The following is a 21119-nucleotide window of genomic DNA, read 5'->3' on the forward strand; positions in this document are numbered from 1 at the left end:
GATTATGTCATCCCCCCCGGTAACACCGTGGTATAAGCAGTTTTGGCCGTGGTTTTTACTCGGCATTCTGTTTTCATCGATTATTGTCAGCACTGGCTTTGCAGTTATGTCGATCAAGAGTTTCGACGGCATGGTCGTTCAGGAAGATTATTACGAACATGGCAAAGCCATTAACATGGTGCTGGCCAAACAGGAGCAGGCACGCGCGCTGAACTTGAGCGCCGAGCTGCGCCTTGATCCGCTTACCAGCGATATCGTGGTCGATTTAAGCGGCGATACGCGCCCGGAAACGCTCTATTTAGACCTTATCTTCCCCACCGAAGATAACCGTGATCAGTCGTTCGTCCTTGAACATGTCCGTGACGGCCGCTATATCACCCAAGGGCCTGACAATCTGCGTTACCGCTGGTACCTGCAGATCCAGCCCGCACAAGAAGATGCTGATTGGCGTCTCACTGGTGAGGCAACGTTCCCCAATGAAAACAGCGTCGCGCTACTGCCAGGAGGGCGTACAGAAAGCGAATGAGCGACGCCACGCCTGCCCCCCCCTGCTATCACTGCGGTAACCCGGTGCCCGCTGCGGCACCGTGGTCGATTACCCTAGATGAGCATACCCACCCACTTTGCTGCCCCGGCTGCGAAGCGGTGGCCCATGCCATCGTCGACGGTGGCCTAGAGAGCTACTACCGCTACCGTACCGAACTGCCCGAACGCCCGGATGAGCGCCAGGCCGCCAAAGCGGATACCTGGTCAGTGTTTGACGACCCCGGCTTGCAGGCACAGTTTGTCCACCCCGATGGCGATGAGGGCAATGTCAAAGCCACCCTCGCCATTGAAGGCATTACCTGCGCCGCCTGTGCCTGGCTGATCGAGCACCGCTTAAATGCCATGGAGGGGATCATCTCCAGCGCGGTGAATTTAACCCACCACCGGTTGCGCGTGAGCTGGAATCCCCAGCAGCTAAAGCTCTCGCAACTGCTGGCCGAACTGGCCGCCATTGGCTACGACGCCCAGCCCTACGAGCCCGATCAAGCCCAGGCGCGTATGCAGCATGAGGAGCGCATGAACGTGCGGCGGCTGATCATCGCCGCTGTGGGCATGATGCAGGTGATGATGTTCTCAATTCCGATTTATGTCTCTGGCCCCGGAGAAATCAGCGACGACTTCTACGCCCTGTTTCACTGGCTCTCCTTTGCGCTGGCCACACCAGTGGTATTTTTCTCCGCACAACCGTTTTTCCGCAACGCCCTACGCGACCTGCGCACCGGCGTTTTGGGCATGGATGTGCCGGTGTCGCTGGCGATTGGCGGGGCTTACCTTGCCAGCAGCTACGCGGTGCTGTTTAACGTCGGCGAGGTCTATTTTGACTCGGTGGCGATGTTTACCTTCTTTTTACTTTTTGCCCGCTACGTAGAAGGCCGCGCCAGACGCCGCAGCGGCCATAGCGGCAATGCGCTAAGCGGCGTGTTACCCATTTCGGCCACGCGGCTGGAAAGCGACGGCAGCGAGCGCATTCTACCCGCCAGTGAACTCGCCCCCGGCGATCGCGTATTGATCAAGCCCGGCCACGGCGTGCCTGCCGATGGCATGATCGAGGAAGGCGAATCGAGCCTGGATGAATCGATGCTGACCGGCGAATACCTGCCGGTGACCCGCCGGGTGGGCGACCGCATTACCGGCGGCAGCCAAAACATGGAAAACCCATTGGTGATCAGGGTGACCCACGCCGGGCGCGATGCCCGAGTGGCCGGCATTGTCGATCTTACCGACCGCGCCTTTGCCAGCCGCCCTAGGCTTGCCCAGATGGCTGCGCGTATGGCGCACCTATTCGTGCTGCGCCTGCTAGTAGTCACAGCCTGCGTGACGATCGCCTGGTGGTTTATCGACCCCTCGCGGATGCTCTGGGTGCTACTCTCGGTGCTGGTCGTGACCTGCCCCTGCGCGCTGGCACTGGCTACCCCCGCGGCACTGACCGCAGGTCATGGCCAACTGCGTAAGCGTGGCGTGTTAATCACCCGCGCTGATGCCATGGAGACGCTCTCCAACGTTACCCGGGTAATTTTTGATAAAACCGGCACCCTGACCCGCGGCGAAATGCACCTGACCCAAACTCAGCCAATCGACGCATTAACCGCTGAGCGTGCCCGAGCCATTGCCGCTGCCCTTGAGGCCCACTCGGAACATCCCATTGCCCGTGCCTTCCGGCCATTCCGGGATGCAACGCTGCAAGCCAATGATATTCGCAGCCACACCGGGCAAGGGCTTGAAGGCAGCTTAAACGGCGCCCGTTGGCGTCTGGGAAAACCCGACTTTGCAATAATGGATAGCGCAATGAATAGCGGCGTGGATAGCATTCTCGCGGCGCCTGCCAAGGGCCAGTGGCTGCTGCTTAGCGAAGACGGCGAGCCCCGCGCCTGGTTTGGCCTGCACGACGGCGTTCGCGATGATGCTGCGGCGACGATCACAGCCCTGCAGGCCCAGGGGTTAAACGTAGAGCTGCTTTCGGGGGATACCCAGGAGGCGGTGGAAAGCCTGGCCGACCAGCTCAACATTGCCACCTGGCACGCGGGGGTCAGTCCAGAGGGCAAGCTGGCGCGCATGAAAACGCTTCAAGCCGCAGGCGAAACCGTGGTGATGATAGGCGATGGCATCAACGACGTACCGGTGTTAGCCGGTGCCGATGTAGCGATTGCCATGAATGGGGCGACGGATTTAGCCCGCACACGCGCCGACGCAGTGCTGCTCAGCCCCCGCCTGATGCGCATTTTTGAAGCCATCGAGATTTCCCGCGCGACGCGGCGTATCATGCGCCAGAACATGATTTGGTCAGTCTGCTACAACTTTTCGGCGCTGCCGCTGGCGGCGATGGGGCTGGTACCGCCCTGGCTAGCCGCGATTGGTATGTCACTTAGTTCGCTAGTAGTGGTGGGTAATGCGCTGCGACTGTCTCGCTGGCGCGCCCAGCCCGCGCCAACGCTTGGCACTTCAACCCCGGTAACCGCATGACAATTTTGTACTTACTCATTCCACTCTCGCTGATTTTGCTCGGCCTCGCCGTATGGGCATTTTTCTGGGCGGTTAAAAATGATCAGTTTGACGATCTAGAAGGCCCGGCGCATCGCATTCTGTTTGATGAAGATGACAACGACCTGAGTCCTGAGCAGCGTCAACAGCGACAGCAAGCCAAGCAACACCCCGACGCAGCAAAAGATAAAGACGCACCCGACGACCAAGAGCGTCGGCAATGAACCCGACAGGGCTTGATCTGCCCCCGCTGCTGGCGGCATTTGTATTTGGCTTGATGGGCGGCGCCCACTGCATTGGCATGTGTGGCGGCATCATGAGCGCACTCACCTTTGCAGTGCCTCCCAGCATGCGCCATCCAGCGCGCATGGGAGGGCTGCTGCTTAGCTACAATGCAGGCCGTATTATGAGCTATATGAGCGCAGGTGCGCTGGTTGCGCTGCTAGGCACGCTATTTTCGCTTTCTGCCACGGCGCGACTACTGCTTCAAGTATTTGCCGCGCTGATGCTGATCCTGATGGCGCTGTATATCGCCAACTGGTGGAAAGGGCTACTCAAGGTGGAGGCCGTTGGCCGCCGCCTCTGGCGCTTTATCGAGCCCGTGGGACGGCGCTTAATGCCGGTGGTGTATATGCCTCAAGCCTTTGCGCTAGGCGCCCTTTGGGGCTGGCTACCCTGTGGGCTGGTCTATTCCATGCTGGCTTGGAGCTTAGCCATTGCCGACCCGTTACAAGGCGCCCTACTCATGGGTGCCTTTGGACTAGGCACCCTGCCTGCGCTGCTCGCCACTGGCCTCGCAGCGCGCCAGCTAAGCCACCTGATTCGTCACCCGGCGACGCGCAGCGTGGCGGCGCTAACGATTATCGCTTTTGCGCTCTGGCAACTGTGGACGCTCACTGCACATCATTAGCATGACATGGCTCAATCTTTACGTTTTCGCTACGGGTTAGGCTAGCGGCATTTCCTAACGTCGGAGCGCCCCTTCATGCCCGTTCATGCCCCTGTGGTTTCACCTCTTGCCTCGTCTGTGGCGGCAGCGCCCACGCAGCCGGTGTGGGATGAAGCCCTGCTGCGCCGCTACGACACCAGTGGCCCACGCTACACCTCTTACCCTACGGCGCTGTCATTTCACGACCAATTTACCCCCAGCGACCTGATCCAAGCGCTTGAGCGGAGCAATACCAGTAAGCGACCGCTGTCGCTGTATGTTCACGTGCCTTTTTGCCGCAAGATTTGCTTCTACTGTGCATGTAATAAAATTGCTACCAAGAATACCGCCCTGGCCGAGCCCTACATAACGAGGCTTGACCGTGAGATGGTGCTGACCGCACGCCACCTGGATACATCACGGCCGGTAGAACAGCTGCATTGGGGGGGTGGTACGCCAACGTTTCTTAGCTTGAACCAAATGGGCGACCTGATCGATCGACTGGATGCCCGCTTTGGCCTCTCCTCGTCGACGGATCGCGATTACGCCATTGAAATAGATCCTCGCGAAGCGGATGTATTTACTCTACGCCACCTCGAATCCCTCGGTTTTAATCGCATCAGCCTGGGGGTGCAGGACTTAAGTCCGCTGGTACAGAAAGCCATTAACCGCATTCAGCCTCGAGTACTTACCGAAACGCTAATGGAGGAGGCTCACCGCCTGGGCTTTCGCTCGCTTAATCTCGATCTTATTTACGGTTTACCTTTTCAGACTGAAAAGAGTTTTGCCGACACTCTGCGCCAGGTGATTGAGCTAAACCCGGCGCGCCTTTCAGTATTTAATTACGCCCATATGCCCGAGCGCTTTGCCCCCCAGCGGCGTATCAATGTCGATGATTTGCCGGGTGGCGAAGAGAAACTGGCGATTCTGCGCACTACCATTGAGATGCTCACCGCGGCAGGCTATGTACATATCGGTATGGATCACTTTGCCCGGCCTGATGATAGCCTGGCCGTTGCCCAGCGCGACGGCTCGTTGCAGCGTAACTTCCAAGGCTACTCCAGCCACGCGCAGTGCGACTTAATTGGGCTTGGCGTTTCGGCGATTTCGCGCATTGATGACGTCTACGCACAGAACCCGAGCGATCTGGCACGCTATGAAGCGGCGCTGGATCAGGGCCAGCTTGCTACCTTGCGCGGCGTGCGGTTGAGCGACGACGATCTTATCCGCCGGGACGTGATTGAACGGCTGATGTGCGATATGGGCATTGACCTTTCTGTGGTCAGCCAGCGCTGGAACATCGATGCCCCCCGCTATTTCGCACCCGCTCTGGAACGTTTACAGAGCGCCGAGCAAGATGGCCTACTGACGCGTAGTGGTGATCAACTTAATGCCACGCCCATGGGGCGGCTGCTGATTCGCCATTTAGCCATGGCCTTTGATGCCCATCTTGCTGGGCAAACGGGGCAGCGCTACTCTAAAATTGTCTAATCTCTTTTAGGCAAACATGCTAAAGCGACTATAATAAGTAAGGATTTACTAATTGATAAGCATGACCCACTCAAGGAGCAACGCATGCTGGAACCCATGAGCCGTCGGCGCTCGCTACTCCACGAAGCGCGCTGCCAAACCTGCAGCTTAAGCTCACTGTGCCTGCCGCTTGCCCTTGAGTTGGACGATATGGGGCAGTTCGATGCGATTATTCGCCGCCGCGCGCCGCTTAAAAAAGGCGAGCCGCTGTTTCGCCAGGGTGACGCCTTTACCAGCGTTTATGCAGTACGTTCGGGCAGCTTGAAGCAGATCACCGCCGAGGGTAACGGCAGCGAGCAGTTGACCAATTTCTACCTACCCAGTGAGCTGGTGGGGCTGGATGGCATTGACGAAGAGCACTACCCCGGTAGCGTGATCGCCCTGGAAACCACCACCATCTGCGAGATTCCCTTTGACCGCTTGGATTTGCTCTCAGAAGAGATCCCCGAGCTACGAGGCCAGCTGTATCGCAGCATGAGCAAAGAGTTACGCGATGATCGGCGTATGATGCGCCTGCTGTCGCGTAAAACCGCCGACCAGCGGCTGGCGAGCTTTTTGATCACACTCTCGGATCGCTTTCGTCGTCGGGGCTACTCGCCTTATAGCTTTCGCCTCTCAATGCCCAGAGCCGATATCGGCAACTACCTGGGCTTAGCGGTGGAAACCGTCAGCCGCATTTTAAGCCGCTTTCAGCAGCAGAGCGTGGTGGCGGTTTCCGGGCGAGAGGTCAATATTCTCGATATGCCGCGCTTGATTACCCTCGCCGAAGAGGAAGAGCAAACGGTTAGCTGACGTTAAAGGCCTGGATGCGCCCCGCCAGTAGCTCTGCTTGCTTGGCCTCTAGACCTTCAAAATCGAAAAGGTTGCGGTCGGCCAACTGGGAAGGGGCAATATTGGTGACGGCCTTGAACATGCTCTCCAGGCGACCGGGAAACTTTTTGTCCCACTCGGCGAGCATCTCTTTGACTACCTGGCGCTGCATATTGGGCTGGGAGCCGCAGAGGTTGCAGGGGATGATCGGGAATTCCATCAGCCGCGAGAATTCGGCGATATCTGCCTCTTTGCAGTAGGCCAACGGTCGAATAACGATATTCTTACCATCATCAGATAGCAGCTTGGGCGGCATCGCTTTCAGATTGCCGCCGAAGAACATATTCAGAAACAGGGTTTCGAGGATATCTTCCCGGTGATGACCCAGCGCTATTTTGTTGGCGCCAATCTCTTCAGCAAAGCCATACAGCGAGCCGCGGCGAAGCCGTGAACAGAGCGCGCAGGTAGTTTTGCCTTCGGGGGTTTTCTCCTTCACCACTGAGTAGGTATCGCGCTCGACAATGTGATACTCCACGCCCTGCTTATCCAGATAGGCAGGCAACACGTGCTCGGGAAACCCCGGCTGTTTCTGATCCAGGTTGACCGCTACCAGTGAAAAATTGACCGGCGCGTTGCGCTGCAAGTTGCGCAAAATCTCCAGCATGGTGTAGCTGTCCTTGCCGCCGGAGAGGCACACCATCACGCGATCGCCTTCATTGATCATTTGGTAATCAATAATCGCATTGCCCACTTCCCGGCGCAGACGCTTTTGCAGCTTGTTAAATTCACGCTTCTGCTTCGCATCAGCCAGCTCTGGCTGGTCGTGCTCTGTGTTAACCTGTTCGGCTGTAACGTTGTCATAGTGAGCAGGGTCAAAGTGATCAAGAGATTGCATGGTATAGGCACTGCCGAGGGTAGGAGGCGTGATAAAAAAAAGTAGCATCTATTCTAACAACACTCACCGCCCGACCCAACTACTCGTCAAGCTCGAGGGCGAGGGGAGGTTTCCGCGAGGGCGCTGTGAACCCCTCCATGGGCGCTACTTTCGCCATCCATGGCGAAAGACCCTCGCTCCAACCTCCCCTCGCATCTCATTATTAGCCGTTTAAAATACTCATATTTCTAAGCCACCTCCGCCATAACTCGCTGCAGGCGCATATACAGCAGTGCGCTGGCGGTTGCCTCGCCTAGCACGCTCTGCACGCCCATGGCGGGCACCTGCCAGCACGCCAACGCCTGGGCGAAGCTGCTGGGCGCCTCTACCTGCGGGTGCAAACGCCGCAGCTGGCGCTGATGCAGTCTCGCCACATCGACCTGGGCATTGGGCAGGGCAAAATTTAGCCGCTTGGTAAGTAGTGTATTCAACGCCCCAATGCGCTGCTCCAACTGCCAGCCCACTATGGGTCGATTGCCGATAAATTCGACTAACGCGTTCAAGTTATCACTGCTTGGCGGCTGCATCTCCCCGGCCTCGCATAACAAATGATGACGACGCAGCGTCGCGCTCTCGGGCTGTCTGGCATTGCCTAACGTCATCACAAAAGCACGGCTGGTTCGCACCTGTTGCTGGCTTAGCACAACCGCTGCCAGGCTGATTACGGGCGATGATGACGTGGGCGTTGTCGTACAGGCGAGCGCCACCAACTCTTCACCCATATAGGGCTGAAACAGCCAGGCATAGGGCGAGTCTGCACAGCGCCGACGGTCGCTCTCGCGGCGCAGCAAGGTGCGCAATGAACCGCTAAATAGCGCTACGTGTCGATCTAACAGCCGCATTCCGCTCACGAATACTCCAAATGATAACGATGGGAAAGCCGCTGCTTAAAGTCTTTGACAATATGCATCGCTTCGCGCAGTAGATCGCGCTCCAGGGAAGAGAGGTTTTGCACCACGACACGGTTAGCGCGGCTGCCGTTTTGGGGGTTAGCTTCTTTTGTCTCCGAAGACGTTTCCAACGCACTTAGCTGCTGTTTAAGACGCAGCTCGGAAAACAGCGCCAACGCTTCGCCTAAGTCATCGGCAAAACGGCGATCTAAACGGCCATCGGCAGCCAGGGCGTCAAGCCGGTCTAGCGTTGAGGTGGCTTTAATTCGCCGTTCAAGTGCCATGGTGCGTACACCGTGAACAATCGGAAAAATGCCGCCTTTCTTAATATCGATACCGTGCTGGGGCTTTTTCAATGAGCCAAACAGCGTCAGCGGGGTCGAGAAACGCAGCGCCGTGCGGGCGAAATAGGAGAGCAGCAGCTCATCGTTCGAACAGCGTTCAAACAGCTCATCACGGACGCTTTCAAGCAGGCTTGGGTTACCCGCCACCGCATGGGCGTCGAGCATAATCGCCAGTTTCATCAGGCTGTCGCCATCACGCTCCCGAGCCCACTTGGCGATATGGCCTTTCCACTGCGATACCGTGGCCACCCACTCGGGATTAGACACCATAATATTGCCGGGGCACGGCGGATAACCGAGCTGAATCAGCGTATCGGTGAGCGTCTGCATATGGCTTGCAAGGTCAGGCCACTGGGTTTCATCGGCCAGAATCAGGCCGTTATCCTGATCCGTTTTGAGGATCTGTTCACCGCGCCCTTCGCTGCCCATCACCATCATGCAGCTCTGTTCGTGGTAGCGCTCATCGATGGTGAACTCCCAGGCTTTACTGATGATACGACCGTTCAGCGCGGCAAGCAGATCCATCGCAAAGCGCAGCTTAACGCCCTGGGCCATTAGCGCTTTGACCAGCTCTGGAGTGCGCTGACTGGCCGCAGAAAGCGCTTCTAAGCTGGTCGCCTGCTCCACCTGCAGGCTCACCACATAGCTGCGGCTTGAGAAGTAACTAAGCACATCGGTGAGCTCGACAACGCCTTTCAAAACGCTGTGCTCCATCACCACCACCCGCGCCACTTTATGACGGGTCATCAGTACCAAAACCTCAAACAAATACTGATCCGGCGCGGCGGTCACCAAATTAACATGGGCGATCTCATCCACCGGTGATGTAACGGCGCGGCCCTCCAGCACTAGCGCGTTGAGCAGATCGGTTTTGGTCACCATGCCCAGGGTGTCTTGGGTTTCTACCAGCAAGCTATCGGCGTGGCTTTCGTTGAGTTGTTTCACCGCGCTGGCAATATCGGTCGTCGCTGCCATCAGTAGCGGCTCGCGCATACACTCGCTCACCTTGGCCAACATAAAGCCCGCCATGGTGACACCCCCTTCGGCACGCTTTTCGGTCAGCAGGCGAGCCTTATGGGTCAGCGACTGGCGAAAGAAATTGCTGAAATCGGGGTAATGACGACACAGCTGCTGAAACAACGCTTTGGGCAGCAGGTAGCATAGGCACTCCTGCTCCGCTTTAAAGCGGTAGCGGCTTTTACCGTTGAGAATACTGATCGCGCCAAACAGATCCCCCGCCGTGTAGTGGCCGATACGCGCGGTAGACGAGGGCAATGTCGGGTCGATTTCCGCCACTTCGCCTTTATGAATCAGAAAAACAAACTCACCTGCTTGCCCCGTCTCTAAAATGATTTCGTCACGATCGAAATAGGCAAGGTCAATGCCACGGCGGATATGCTCGCGCCCCTCATCGTCAAGAAGCGTAAACGGCAGCTGGGATAGATCCACATCGACCATGGGATTTGACCTCGTTCAACTAAAGGCTAATTAACAGAGTATAAGTAGCATTAAATGTATAACCGCTCGATATTTCCCCATATAAACGACGTCACTCCAGCGCTTCAAAAACTGTTATCGATTATTATATGAAGGTGGCCGTACGGGTATAAAGGATTCACTTCCCAAGTAGCAAGTAGAACGTTGTTATACCTTTAGCTATCACGCTAAGGTCGAAGCGACTTTTGATACACTACCAAAGTATCGATAGTTACTAACCACCACTGCCCATTAAACGCAGTACATGTATTTAAAGTAGCCAATAACCACCTTTATTTGCTTACTAGACTATTGTCCCATAGCCCTGCAAACAGCTACAAAATTCGCTTAACGGGCGTCTAAAAACAACTATTTTCAACAACATGCAGCTAAAAAAGATCCTCTACTCTGTTTATTGATACCAAAGTCTGGGATTTATTTTTTGACGTTTATTGCCCAGTATTAACAATGAGTCATGCAGGGTAATCGCACGTCACTAACTAACTCGACATTTCATATCGAATAATAAGGTGACGTGCCAACAGGAACTGACTCACCACTCCTTACGATTGAGTGGCTTTAGACGTGCGATTGCCCTGATGGGTCACACGCTATTCCTCGTGAACTTTCCCAACCTTAAAAATCACAAGTGGAGAGCAACACTATGGCAGACGACAAAACCAATGCTGCTGAATACTGGAAAGCAAACGTCCGATTAATTTTCGGATGCCTGGTTGTTTGGGCATTTGTTTCTTACGGATGCGCTATCCTGTTTCGCCCACTGCTCGCCGGCATTCCGGTTGGCGGCACTGACCTTGGCTTCTGGTTTGCACAACAGGGCTCAATCCTAACGTTTATCGTGCTGATCTTCTTCTATGCCTGGAAGATGAATAAGCTCGATCAAAAATTTGGCCTTGGGGAGTAAGCCGGTATGAGCCAGTTTGCAATTAACTTACTGTTCGTCGGCGCCTCCTTTGCCTTATATATAGGCATTGCGATTTGGGCGCGCGCCGGCTCTACAAAAGACTTCTATGTCGCCGGGGGCGGGGTTCACCCCATCACCAACGGTATGGCCACTGCAGCGGACTGGATGTCAGCAGCGTCGTTTATTTCCATGGCGGGTTTGCTGGCCTCTGGTGGCTACGCTAACTCCACCTTCCTGATGGGCTGGACCGGTGGCTACGTTATCCTAGCGATGCTGTTAGCCCCTTACCTGCGTAAGTTTGGTAAGTTTACCGTGCCCGACTTCATTGGTGATCGCTTCTACAGCAACACCGCTCGCCTAGTGGCGATCGTGTGCTTGATTGTGGCGTCGGTGACCTACGTTATCGGTCAAATGACCGGTGCGGGCGTGGCGTTCTCGCGCTTTCTTGAAGTCAGCAACACCTGGGGTATCTGGTTAGCCGCGTTGATCGTTTTCCTCTACGCCGTATTTGGCGGGATGAAAGGCATCACCTACACCCAGGTAGCGCAATACATCGTTCTGATCATCGCTTACACCATTCCTGCGGTGTTTATTGCCTTTCAGCTAACCGGCAACCCGATTCCAATGTTCGGCATGTTCAGCACCCACACTGAATCCGGCATTCCGTTGCTTGAAAAACTGGATGACGTCGTCAGTGCCCTCGGCTTCCGCGACTACACGGCCGACGTGGATAACAAGCTCAACATGGTGCTGTTTACCCTGTCGCTGATGGTCGGTACTGCCGGTCTTCCACACGTTATCATTCGCTTCTTCACCGTACCGAAAGTGGCCGATGCGCGTTGGTCTGCTGGCTGGGCGCTGGTCTTCATTGCCTTGCTCTACCTGACCGCACCAGCGGTAGGCTCTATGGCTCGCTTGAATCTGGCGACCACCGTGTATCCAGAGATGGCGGGGCAGGTTGAAAACTACGAAGAGGCTGCGCGAAACCCGATTCTCTACGAAGAGCGCCCAGATTGGGTGCGCACATGGGAAGAAACGGGCCTGATCAGCTTCAATGATCTCAACAATGACGGCCGTATCCAGATGTATAATGATGCTGCCGACTATTCTGATCGTGGCTGGGAAGGCAACGAACTCACCGTTAATAACGATATCCTGGTACTCGCCAACCCTGAAATTGCCAACTTGCCCGGCTGGGTCATCGGCTTGATCGCAGCAGGTGGTATTGCCGCGGCTCTGTCTACCGCCGCTGGTTTGCTACTGGCGATCTCGTCGGCGATCAGTCACGATTTGATCAAGACCATGATCAATCCGAAGATTTCCGAAAAAGGTGAGATGTTAGCGGCGCGAATCTCCATGGGCGGTGCGATACTACTGGCTACCTATCTGGGGCTCAATCCGCCAGGGTTTGCAGCACAGACGGTGGCACTCGCCTTCGGTATTGCCGGTGCTTCGCTCTTCCCTGCGCTGATGATGGGCATCTTCTCCAAGCGGATGAACAATTCAGGCGCAATTGCCGGTATGCTGGCGGGCTTGATTTGCACCCTGCTGTACATCTTCACTTACCTGGGCTGGTTCTTTATCCCCGATACCAACACGCTGGCCAACACGCCGGATAATTGGATCTTCGGTATTTCGCCGCTCTCCTTCGGTGCCGTAGGCGCGATGATCAACTTCGCCGTTGCCTTCGCGGTTTCAAGAGTGACAGCTGCACCGCCGCAGGAAATTCAGGATCTGGTGGAAAGCGTTCGCTATCCGAAAGGTGCTGGTATGGCAATCGACCATTAAGTCATAATCCATCCTGGCGGTTTATCGCACTGTTGTGATATCGCTTAGGAATTGACCTTACCATCGGGCTTCCTTAGGGAGGCCCGATGGCTTTTATAGATGGCTTTTTATCGATAGCTTTTATAAACGGCTTTTTGAAAGGATAATTTATGATTTGGCATTTGATCGCCGCCGTTTTTGCAGGCCTTGCGGCTGCCGGGATTGGCCTGATACTGCGCAATGTGAGCGGCAAACGTTTGCCCAAGTGGATAGTGCCGGTGTTTGGCGCGCTGGGTATGCTGGGCTATCAAGTTCAAGTCGAGTACAGCTGGTTTGAACATAAACAGGCGCAACTTCCTGACACTGCCAAGGTCATTTCAACCGAAAGTAGCTCGGCGGTATGGCGCCCGTGGACCTTTGCCATTCCCATGACCACTAAGTTCAGCATGGTCGATAGTGAAAATATTCGCATAAGCGAACAGGACGGCGCCCGCTTAGCAGAATTTATTCTTTATCAGTTTGAACGTCACCACACCGATATTTTGATAACCCAACCCTACGTACTCAACTGTGAGAACCGGGAATTGGTACCATTGGATGAAGAGTCTCGCGAGCCTATTCTCGAAGAGATACGCACGCTGCGCGAAACCTCTCCTCTACTTAGCAACGTGTGCACATAGACAAATAAAGCCTGTGGTGTAAACAAGCTTAGAGAATGGTCGTACACGGCCCTCCATTTCGCCTAGAATGAAGCCTTTTTTATTAGCGCACGATTAGTGGATCGCACACTCTGGCGGGGAGAAAGGCATGTTTCACGGCGGGCTACTGGTAGCGGTTTCGTTACTCTACATTGCCGTTCTATTCGGCATCGCTTGGTACGGTGACCGCCGCGCGCGTACCCACGGCGCCACCCGCAGGCGTCCAATCATCTATAGCCTGGCGCTGGCAATCTACTGCACCTCGTGGACGTTTTACGGCGCGGTTGGCCAGGCAGCTACCGCGGGCTGGTCGTTTGCAAGCATCTTCGTCGGGCCGATTTTGACGTTTTTGCTTTTCTGGCCGGTGCTGGCCAAGATGATTCGCGTTGCCAAGCATCAAAACGTCACCTCGATTGCCGACTTTATCGCCTCCCGTTACGGCAAAACCCAGTCGCTGGCTGCCTTCGCCAGCTTAGTCGCCCTGGTCGGCACCCTGCCCTACATTGCCCTGCAGCTAAAAGCAGTTTCCACCACTTTTAGTGTACTCACCGATGCCACCGATGTGACCCATACGCCGCTGTTTGGCGATACGGCCTTCTATGTGGCGATAGTGATGGCGATTTTCGCGATTTTGTTCGGCACCCGCCACACCGATGCCACAGAACACCACGAAGGCTTGATCCACGCCGTAGCGTTTGAGTCGTTGGTCAAGCTGCTCGCTTTCCTAGTGCTTGGCGCCTTTGTTACCTGGGGTATGTTCGATGGCCTGGGTGAGCTGATGGGGCATGCCGAAAGTCAGCTCGAACTCCAGCGTCAGCTTGCCAACCAGGATTTTGGCCAAAGTTTCTGGGCGCAAACGCTGCTCGCGATGCTGGCGATTCTGTGTCTGCCCCGCCAGTTTCATGTGGCTGTGGTCGAGAATATTCATCCTGATGACGCCACCAAATCCCGCTGGCTGTTTCCGCTTTATCTGCTGGCCATTGCGTTTTTTGTGGTGCCACTGGCTGCAGCTGGCTTGCTGCTGTTCTCCGAAAGCGGCGTAGAGCCCGACACCTACGTGCTGGCGTTATCCATGGCCTCAGGCCATCAGTGGTTAACGCTGCTTACCTTTATCGGTGGCTTCTCGGCGGCGACGGGCATGGTCATTGTTGCCGCAGTAGCGGTGTCGATCATGATCTCCAACGAAATTGTGATCCCGGCACTGTTCCGACTGCGCTGGTTTGATACCAAGGCGCGGGATTATGGCCGCCTGGTACTGCGCGCGCGGCGTTTAACCATTGTTGCCGTGCTGGCCATGGCCTACGGCTTCTATCAGCTGATTGCTGAATTTACCTCGCTGGCTTCGATTGGCATGCTCTCGTTTGCCGCCGCCGCCCAATTTGCCCCGGCGCTGATTGGTGGGCTCTACTGGAAGCGTGGCAATCGGCTAGGCGTGATTGTCGGTATGAATGCGGGCTTCGCCATCTGGGCCTATAGCCTGCTGATGCCAGCCATGATCAATGCCGGGGTGCTGCCCACCGGCTGGCTTGACGGCGGTCCGTTGGGGCTTAACTGGTTATCTCCCACGGCGCTATTCGGCCTCAACTTAGGCGACAGCTTTACCCACGGCGTAATGCTATCCCTCGGGGTTAATCTGTTCTGCTACATATTTGTTTCTCAGGTCACCTCACAGCGCGTCGTTGAGCGTATTCAGGCTTCGCTGTTTGTGGATAGCGTGGAAACCCGCCAGACCTCGGTTAACCGCCCCTGGACCGGGGCGACCACCGTCGGCGATTTAAAAGTGCTGTGCGAGCGCTTTCTGGGGGCGGGCCAGGTGGATCGTGCCTTTGAAGACTACGCCCGCCGGGTGGGTAAGCCGTTGGACGATGGCACTCGCGCCTCAATCGATATTATCCAGTTCACTGAACGCTTTCTGGCCTCGGTGCTGGGCGCATCCTCGGCTCGCATTGTGGTTAACTCAGCACTTCAAGGGCGCGGCATCGGCATCTCGGATGTGATTTCGATTGTCGATGAAGCCTCCCAGGTATTGGAGTTCAACCGAGCGCTGCTCCAGGCCACCATTGAAAACATTAACCAGGGCATTAGCGTGGTCGACCAAAACCTGCGCCTGGTGGTGTGGAACCAGCGTTATCTGGAGCTATTCCGCTTTCCTGACCACTTAATTCGCGTTGGCGCCCCCATTGACCGCATCTTCCGCTACAACGCCCACAACGGCGAATACGGCCCGGGTGATCCGGAGGAGCATGTGCAACTGCTGCTCGACAATATTCGCGAAGGCCAGCCACACCGCTACGTGCGCTACCGCCAGGATGGCAGCGTGCTGGAGGTGCAGGGCAACCCGATGCCCGGCGGCGGCTTTGTGTATACCTATCAGGATATTACCCAGCAGAAGCGTATCGAAGAGGCGCTGATCCGCTCGGAAAACAATATCCGTATCTATACCGATAACGTGCCCGCGCTGATCGCCTACTTCGATAAAGAGTGCCGCTACCTGTTTACCAACCGCGCCTACGAGCAAGCGTTCAATATTGACCGCAATGCAGTGATTGGTCGCCGCTTTGAAGACGTACTACCGGTTAAACAGGCGGAGGAACGCGCCCCCTGGGTGTCCCGCGCGCTCAGTGGCGAACGGGTCAGCTTTGAAGTCTCGCTGCGGGTCAACGAGTCGATGCGCTATATGCTGGTCACCTACACGCCACACTTTGGTGACAGCCAGGCGATTCTCGGTTTTTTCGCGCTTTATCAGGACATAACCGAGCGCCGCCAGGCCGAAATTGCCCTTAAAGAGACCAACGAAACCCTGGAAGAGCGCGTACGCGAACGTACTCAGGCGCTCTCTGAAGCTAACGCCGCGCTGCGCCAGGAGAACCGCGTACGCGCTGAAGCAGAGCTTGCTTTGCGCCAAGCCAAACAGTTGGCGGAAGATGCCAACGCCTCAAAGACACGCTTTTTGGCCGCCGCCAGCCACGACTTGCTGCAACCGCTTAACGCGGCTCGGCTATTTACTTCCGCGCTGATGCAAAACGTAACTACCACCGATACCCAGCGCATCGTGGGGCATATCGATAACTCGCTGCAGGCCGCCGAGGAGCTACTGAGTACTCTGCTGGATATCTCCAAGCTGGACGCAGGCGCCTTAACGCCGAGGCGCAGTCACTTTGCCCTGGCGGATATCTTCCGCCCGCTTCGCGCCGAATTCGAGGTGATGGCGGATGACCGCGGGCTGGATTTAGAGGTCGTGCCTACGAAGTTTTGGGTCGACTCAGACCCTCAGATGCTACGACGCATTGTGCAAAACTTTTTGTCTAACGCCATTCGCTACACCCAAGAGGGCCGCGTGCTGCTCGGCTGTCGCCGCCAGAACGGCTGGCTGTCGATTGAAGTGTGGGATAGCGGCCCAGGTATTCCGGAATCCAAACTAACTGAGATCTTCCAAGAATTTCGCCGTTTGGATCAAGTATCGCGCCACAAAGAGAGCGAAAAAGGCTTAGGGCTTGGGCTCTCCATTGCCGACCGTATGAGCCGGGTGCTGAATCACCCCATTAAAGTACGCTCGACGGTAGGCAAAGGCGCGGTTTTCTCGGTTAGCGTGCCGATTGTTGCCGCCCACGCAGCGAGCAGTGCCGAGTTTGAACCCCAGGGCCGACGCGGTAGCCATAAGCTAAGCGGTACCCGGATTGTGTGTATCGACAACGAGACGCTGATTCTGGAAGGCATGACCGCAATGCTGAGCGGCTGGGGCTGCGAGGTGTTTACCGCCACCAGTATTGGCGGGGCCAAGTCGATCCTGCGCAATATGGATGGTGACCCCGACGCTATTCTGGCGGACTATCACCTGGATAACGAAGTGACCGGCTTAATGGCGCTAGAAGCGCTCAGCGAGCGTTTTGAAGGAGCGGTACCGGGGATTGTGATTACCGCTGACCGTACCGAAGCAGTGGCCGAGGAGATCAAGCGGGCGGGCTATCAACTGCTGCTGAAACCGGTTAAACCGGCGGCACTACGGGCGCTATTGACGCGCACGCTGCAGGCCAATCGTGCGGCGCGCTAAGCGCGCCGCGGTTAACACAGTCGTTGCTTGCTACTTGCTTAGGAAACGACTTTTGGCGGCTCAACTTCAAGTTTCTGAGCTGCGATAACCGCCTGGGTACGTGAGTGTACGCCCAGCTTGCGTAGAATCGCGGTCACGTGGGCCTTAATCGTGGCTTCTGAGACGCTCAGTTCATAAGCGATCTGTTTATTTAGCAGACCTTCGGTCAGCATATTCAAGACGCGGAACTGCTGAGGCGTTAGCGACGCAATCGCCTCGGCAAAACGCGACTCCTCTTCGCTGGTCTCTTCCAGCACGTTGGCCAACGCTTCAGGCAACCACACTTCGCCTTGCAGAATTTCACCGACGGCTTCAGCAATTAGTTGTAGAGACGATGATTTAGGGATAAAACCCGACGCGCCGTAGTCAATAGCACGACGAACCACGTAGGGCTCATCACTGCCAGACACTACCGCGACAGGGATATCAGGCATTTGGCCGCGCAGTTGGATCAAACCAGAGAAGCCGTGGGCTCCCGGCATGTGCAGATCGAGCAGAATCAAGTCGGCGTCTGGGTGGCGATTCACCACGTCAGTGGTGGCTTCCATGGTATCCGCTTCGACAATTTCCGCCTGGGGGGCCAACTGGCGTAACGCTTGGGTCAGCGCTGCACGAAACAGCGGGTGATCGTCAGCGACGATAAACTTATGAGCTACTGCCATGGATATTCCTCCGGTTCCTCGAGCAGCGGGGTTGTCTGCCGCCGCGACGCTAGGCTCTTACGGTTGTGAAGCATGGTACCCCATGGGCTTCATCATGCCCAAGCATCACATGCACAATTTATAATAGATAGTTCATACCAATAAAACGCGTAACTATAAATCCATATCTACAAGCACGTATCTGTAAACACAGTCGTGCCGACCCACTCGGGTCGGCACGTTTTTTCAATGGTCTATTGCGGCTAGACAGCCTACATCGGTGTCGCCACTATTGATTGACGCGATGCTCAATCAGCTCATCGACCACCGACGGATCCGCCAGCGTGCTGGTATCGCCCAAGCCATCACACTCGTTGGCGGCAATCTTGCGCAGGATACGGCGCATGATTTTACCCGAGCGGGTTTTCGGCAAGCCTGGCGCCCACTGAATCACATCCGGCGACGCAATCGGGCCAATATCTTTACGCACCCATTGGGTCAGCTCTTTTTTGAGTTCGTCTGACTCTTCAATACCGTCGTTCAGGGTGACATAGATATAGATGCCTTGTCCCTTAATATCGTGCGGGAAGCCAACAACGGCTGCCTCAGCAACAGCACTGTGCGCAACCAGAGAAGACTCAATTTCGGCGGTACCCATGCGGTGACCGGAAACGTTCAGTACGTCATCCACACGGCCAGTAATCCAGTAGTAACCATCTTCATCACGACGACAGCCGTCACCAGTGAAGTACATACCATCGTAGGTCGAGAAGTAGGTCTGGGTATAGCGTTCGTGGTCACCCCAAATAGAGCGCGCCTGCCCCGGCCAGGCGTCAAGAAGCACCAAGTTACCTTCGGTGGCACCTTCTAAGATGTTACCTTCATTATCCACCAGCGCGGGCTTCACACCAAAGAACGGCATGGTTGCCGAGCCCGGTTTAAGCGGTGTAGCGCCCGGCAGCGGAGCAATCATGATGCCGCCGGTTTCGGTTTGCCACCAGGTATCCACAATCGGGCACTTTTCGTTGCCGATAACGCGATAGAACCACTCCCAGGCTTCAGGGTTAATCGGTTCGCCCACGGAGCCCAGCAGACGCAGGCTATCGCGCTTGCTCGAATCCATGACGTTGTCGCCATGGGCCATCAGAGCGCGTACCGCGGTGGGCGCAGTGTAAAGAATATTTACGTTGTGCTTATCAACGATATCACCCATACGGCCATGGGTGGGATAGCTGGGAACGCCCTCAAACATCAGGGTAGTCGCGCCGTTGGCCAAGGGGCCATAAACGATATAGCTATGCCCGGTGACCCAGCCAACATCCGCGGTGCACCAGTAAATTTCACCCTCTTGATAGTCAAAAACGTACTGGTGGGTCATGGCTGCGTACGTCAGGTAACCGCCAGTGGTGTGTTTCAAGCCTTTAGGCGCACCGGTAGAACCAGAGGTATACAGAATGAACAGTGGGTCTTCAGCGCCCATGGCTTCAGCTTCACACTCGCTGGACTGCTTATCAACTAGCTCATCAAACCAGATATCGCGACCGTCTTTCCACTCGATTTCACCACCGGTACGCTTCACTACCAGAACGTTTTTACACACATCGGTGCCGTCACGGGTTAGCGCGGCGTCTACGTTCTCCTTAAGCGGCACGTGCTTGCCGCCGCGCACCGACTCATCGGCGGTGATAACCAGTTTGGAGTCGGCACCAATGACACGCTGGGCAACGGCGTCCGGCGAGAAGCCACCAAAGACAACCGAGTGAACGGCCCCGATGCGCGAACAGGCAAGCATCGCCATTGCCGCTTCGGGAATCATCGGCATATATAGCGTGACGGTATCGCCTTTACCGATACCCAGCTCTTTCAGCGCGTTGGCCAGCTGATTCGTGCGTGCATAGAGTTCGCGATAGGTAATATGTTTGGACTCATCGGGGTTATCGCCTTCCCAAATGATCGCCGTTTGATCACCGCGCTTATCCAGATGGCGGTCAAGGCAGTTGGCGCTGACGTTCAGCAGACCATCCTCAAACCAACGAATATCGACATTGTCACGCGCAAAGGAGGTATTTTTAATTTTGCTGGGCGCTTTAATCCAGTCGAGGCGTTTGGCTTGTTCAGCCCAGAAGCCTTCCGGATCGTCCATCGACTGCTGATACATGGCCTCGTACTTGGCTTGGTCGGCCCAGGCATTGGCGGCGAAATCGTCGCGCACCGGATAGACGTTCTGTTGATTGCTCATGAAATTGCCTCTGTCCGTGGAAATGCACTCTCTAGAAAATATAGTCTAGAAAAAATAGTCGATACTGTTGTGCCAGGGATTATTGAACGTTGTTGGTCGTATCGACACCCAGTAATGTGCCCTTAGCATAAACCTCCTCGAGCAGGCTTCCCTTTAGACATTGGTATTAGCATTTTTCATTTAAAAAACAGATATTTATAAACGAATCAAAGCACTTATTCCGGCCTGTAGACCAACGTCTTAGCGCAGTGTCGACAGCGGTAACGGCGCCCGTTTACCACTAAAGAATGACGTCGCGGGGTAAACTGATGAAACCGGCAATCGCACTGGTAACGATAAGGTGCCGACTGCGCCTGCTTAATATCAAACCGATGGGTGACGCTGGGCACTAAGCCAAATAGATCACGCATCACCGTTTTCCACTCGTGACCGTGGGGTTTCAGGCGCGGGCCATTGTCCAAATGAAACACCAGCCAGTGGGCCATTTCGTGTGGAATCACCTCATCAAAAAACGCCGTGCGGTTTTCATTCAACAGCACCGGGTTTAAGCGTAGGCCACCGTGGCCAAGGTGGGCCTGCCCCGCTGACGCGCCGCGTAGGTTAAACCACACCTTAGGGGCTGGCAGCCCAGGGTTCACTTCACGGCAGCGCTGCCACGCCTGCTCAACGCGCGCCCGTGCGGCCTGGTGTAACGCTGTTTCCGACATGGCGGCCAATTCAGCGGCGGGCCAAGGGGGCAGTGGTAATGTCTTCATTAGTGATAAACTAGCCGTTAAAGATAACCATTGATGAACGATTCGTTGATGAACGACTCATCAATGAA

The 21119-nt window shown here is 55.7% G+C and carries 16 protein-coding genes; 10 read left to right on the forward strand and 6 right to left on the reverse strand.

Annotated elements, in window-relative coordinates; all coding sequences use genetic code 11:
- Positions 1-4 precede the first annotated feature (4 nt).
- The 6 genes from J7J49_RS10045 (at position 5) to fnr (ending at position 6274) form a co-directional block, all read left to right on the forward strand.
- Complete coding sequence (locus tag J7J49_RS10045) at positions 5-526, forward strand: FixH family protein (RefSeq protein WP_215092231.1); 522 nt, start codon at positions 5-7, stop codon at positions 524-526.
- Positions 523-3006 carry a heavy metal translocating P-type ATPase gene (locus J7J49_RS10050; protein WP_215092234.1) on the forward strand — a complete coding sequence of 828 codons (2484 nt, stop codon included), beginning with the start codon at positions 523-525 and terminating at the stop codon, positions 3004-3006. Before J7J49_RS10045 ends, J7J49_RS10050 begins: the two co-directional genes overlap by 4 nt.
- Positions 3003-3248: a cbb3-type cytochrome oxidase assembly protein CcoS gene (gene ccoS / locus J7J49_RS10055; RefSeq protein ID WP_215092236.1), complete on the forward strand. Its 246-nt coding sequence runs from the start codon at positions 3003-3005 to the stop codon at positions 3246-3248. Before J7J49_RS10050 ends, ccoS begins: the two co-directional genes overlap by 4 nt.
- Entirely contained in the window at positions 3245-3934 is a 690-nt protein-coding gene (locus J7J49_RS10060; RefSeq protein WP_215092238.1) for a sulfite exporter TauE/SafE family protein, read from the forward strand. Before ccoS ends, J7J49_RS10060 begins: the two co-directional genes overlap by 4 nt.
- Positions 3935-4009: 75 nt before the next feature.
- Positions 4010-5443: an oxygen-independent coproporphyrinogen III oxidase gene (gene hemN, locus J7J49_RS10065; RefSeq protein WP_215092240.1), complete on the forward strand. Its 1434-nt coding sequence runs from the start codon at positions 4010-4012 to the stop codon at positions 5441-5443.
- A gap of 84 nt (positions 5444-5527) precedes the next feature.
- On the forward strand, positions 5528-6274 hold the full coding sequence (gene fnr, locus J7J49_RS10070) for a fumarate/nitrate reduction transcriptional regulator Fnr (protein ID WP_064234185.1): 747 nt from the start codon (positions 5528-5530) through the stop codon (positions 6272-6274).
- Here fnr and ttcA read toward each other — a convergent pair.
- The 3 genes from ttcA to J7J49_RS10085 form a co-directional block, all read right to left on the reverse strand.
- Positions 6267-7187 carry a tRNA 2-thiocytidine(32) synthetase TtcA gene (gene ttcA / locus J7J49_RS10075; RefSeq protein WP_215092242.1) on the reverse strand — a complete coding sequence of 307 codons (921 nt, stop codon included), beginning with the start codon at positions 7185-7187 and terminating at the stop codon, positions 6267-6269. The genes fnr and ttcA overlap by 8 nt on opposite strands.
- Positions 7188-7414: 227 nt before the next feature.
- On the reverse strand, positions 7415-8068 hold the full coding sequence (locus J7J49_RS10080) for a 3'-5' exonuclease family protein (protein ID WP_215092427.1): 654 nt from the start codon (positions 8066-8068) through the stop codon (positions 7415-7417).
- Between the two features lie 5 nt (positions 8069-8073).
- On the reverse strand, positions 8074-9918 hold the full coding sequence (locus J7J49_RS10085) for a DUF294 nucleotidyltransferase-like domain-containing protein (RefSeq protein WP_064234183.1): 1845 nt from the start codon (positions 9916-9918) through the stop codon (positions 8074-8076).
- 682 nt (positions 9919-10600) lie between these two features.
- Between J7J49_RS10085 and J7J49_RS10090 the strand changes: the two genes are divergently transcribed.
- From J7J49_RS10090 to J7J49_RS10105, 4 genes are all read left to right on the forward strand, one after another.
- A complete protein-coding gene (locus tag J7J49_RS10090; RefSeq protein WP_064234182.1) occupies positions 10601-10861 on the forward strand; it encodes a DUF4212 domain-containing protein in 261 nt (86 codons plus the stop codon).
- A 6-nt stretch (positions 10862-10867) separates the two neighbouring features.
- Positions 10868-12649, forward strand: a complete 1782-nt coding sequence (locus J7J49_RS10095; protein ID WP_064234181.1) for a sodium:solute symporter family protein — start codon at positions 10868-10870, stop codon at positions 12647-12649.
- A 149-nt stretch (positions 12650-12798) separates the two neighbouring features.
- Entirely contained in the window at positions 12799-13308 is a 510-nt protein-coding gene (locus J7J49_RS10100) for a hypothetical protein (protein WP_215092244.1), read from the forward strand.
- 127 nt (positions 13309-13435) lie between these two features.
- Entirely contained in the window at positions 13436-17377 is a 3942-nt protein-coding gene (locus J7J49_RS10105; protein ID WP_215092246.1) for a hybrid sensor histidine kinase/response regulator, read from the forward strand.
- A gap of 38 nt (positions 17378-17415) precedes the next feature.
- Here J7J49_RS10105 and J7J49_RS10110 read toward each other — a convergent pair whose 3' ends face one another.
- From J7J49_RS10110 to J7J49_RS10120, 3 genes are all read right to left on the reverse strand, one after another.
- Positions 17416-18078, reverse strand: coding sequence for a response regulator (locus tag J7J49_RS10110; RefSeq protein ID WP_007113812.1), 663 nt, complete (start codon positions 18076-18078; stop codon positions 17416-17418).
- A gap of 268 nt (positions 18079-18346) precedes the next feature.
- On the reverse strand, positions 18347-20296 hold the full coding sequence (acs, locus tag J7J49_RS10115) for an acetate--CoA ligase (RefSeq protein ID WP_215092248.1): 1950 nt from the start codon (positions 20294-20296) through the stop codon (positions 18347-18349).
- A gap of 215 nt (positions 20297-20511) precedes the next feature.
- Positions 20512-21051, reverse strand: a complete 540-nt coding sequence (locus J7J49_RS10120) for a SprT family zinc-dependent metalloprotease (RefSeq protein ID WP_215092250.1) — start codon at positions 21049-21051, stop codon at positions 20512-20514.
- Between the last annotated feature and the right edge of the window lie 68 nt (positions 21052-21119).

It is taken from the genome of Halomonas sp. ISL-56, from assembly GCF_018612805.1.
Lineage (GTDB): Bacteria > Pseudomonadota > Gammaproteobacteria > Pseudomonadales > Halomonadaceae > Vreelandella.

Bases quoted from the DNA above. Each gene is read 5' to 3' on its own strand.
- J7J49_RS10045 (WP_215092231.1), top strand. From the start codon at position 5: ATGTCATCCCCCCCGGTAACACCGTGGTATAAGCAGTTTTGGCCGTGG.
- J7J49_RS10050 (WP_215092234.1), top strand. From the start codon at position 523: ATGAGCGACGCCACGCCTGCCCCCCCCTGCTATCACTGCGGTAACCCG.
- ccoS (WP_215092236.1), top strand. From the start codon at position 3,003: ATGACAATTTTGTACTTACTCATTCCACTCTCGCTGATTTTGCTCGGC.
- J7J49_RS10060 (WP_215092238.1), top strand. From the start codon at position 3,245: ATGAACCCGACAGGGCTTGATCTGCCCCCGCTGCTGGCGGCATTTGTA.
- hemN (WP_215092240.1), top strand. From the start codon at position 4,010: ATGCCCGTTCATGCCCCTGTGGTTTCACCTCTTGCCTCGTCTGTGGCG.
- fnr (WP_064234185.1), top strand. From the start codon at position 5,528: ATGCTGGAACCCATGAGCCGTCGGCGCTCGCTACTCCACGAAGCGCGC.
- ttcA (WP_215092242.1), bottom strand. From the start codon at position 7,187: ATGCAATCTCTTGATCACTTTGACCCTGCTCACTATGACAACGTTACA.
- J7J49_RS10080 (WP_215092427.1), bottom strand. From the start codon at position 8,068: ATGCGGCTGTTAGATCGACACGTAGCGCTATTTAGCGGTTCATTGCGC.
- J7J49_RS10085 (WP_064234183.1), bottom strand. From the start codon at position 9,918: ATGGTCGATGTGGATCTATCCCAGCTGCCGTTTACGCTTCTTGACGAT.
- J7J49_RS10090 (WP_064234182.1), top strand. From the start codon at position 10,601: ATGGCAGACGACAAAACCAATGCTGCTGAATACTGGAAAGCAAACGTC.
- J7J49_RS10095 (WP_064234181.1), top strand. From the start codon at position 10,868: ATGAGCCAGTTTGCAATTAACTTACTGTTCGTCGGCGCCTCCTTTGCC.
- J7J49_RS10100 (WP_215092244.1), top strand. From the start codon at position 12,799: ATGATTTGGCATTTGATCGCCGCCGTTTTTGCAGGCCTTGCGGCTGCC.
- J7J49_RS10105 (WP_215092246.1), top strand. From the start codon at position 13,436: ATGTTTCACGGCGGGCTACTGGTAGCGGTTTCGTTACTCTACATTGCC.
- J7J49_RS10110 (WP_007113812.1), bottom strand. From the start codon at position 18,078: ATGGCAGTAGCTCATAAGTTTATCGTCGCTGACGATCACCCGCTGTTT.
- acs (WP_215092248.1), bottom strand. From the start codon at position 20,296: ATGAGCAATCAACAGAACGTCTATCCGGTGCGCGACGATTTCGCCGCC.
- J7J49_RS10120 (WP_215092250.1), bottom strand. From the start codon at position 21,051: ATGAAGACATTACCACTGCCCCCTTGGCCCGCCGCTGAATTGGCCGCC.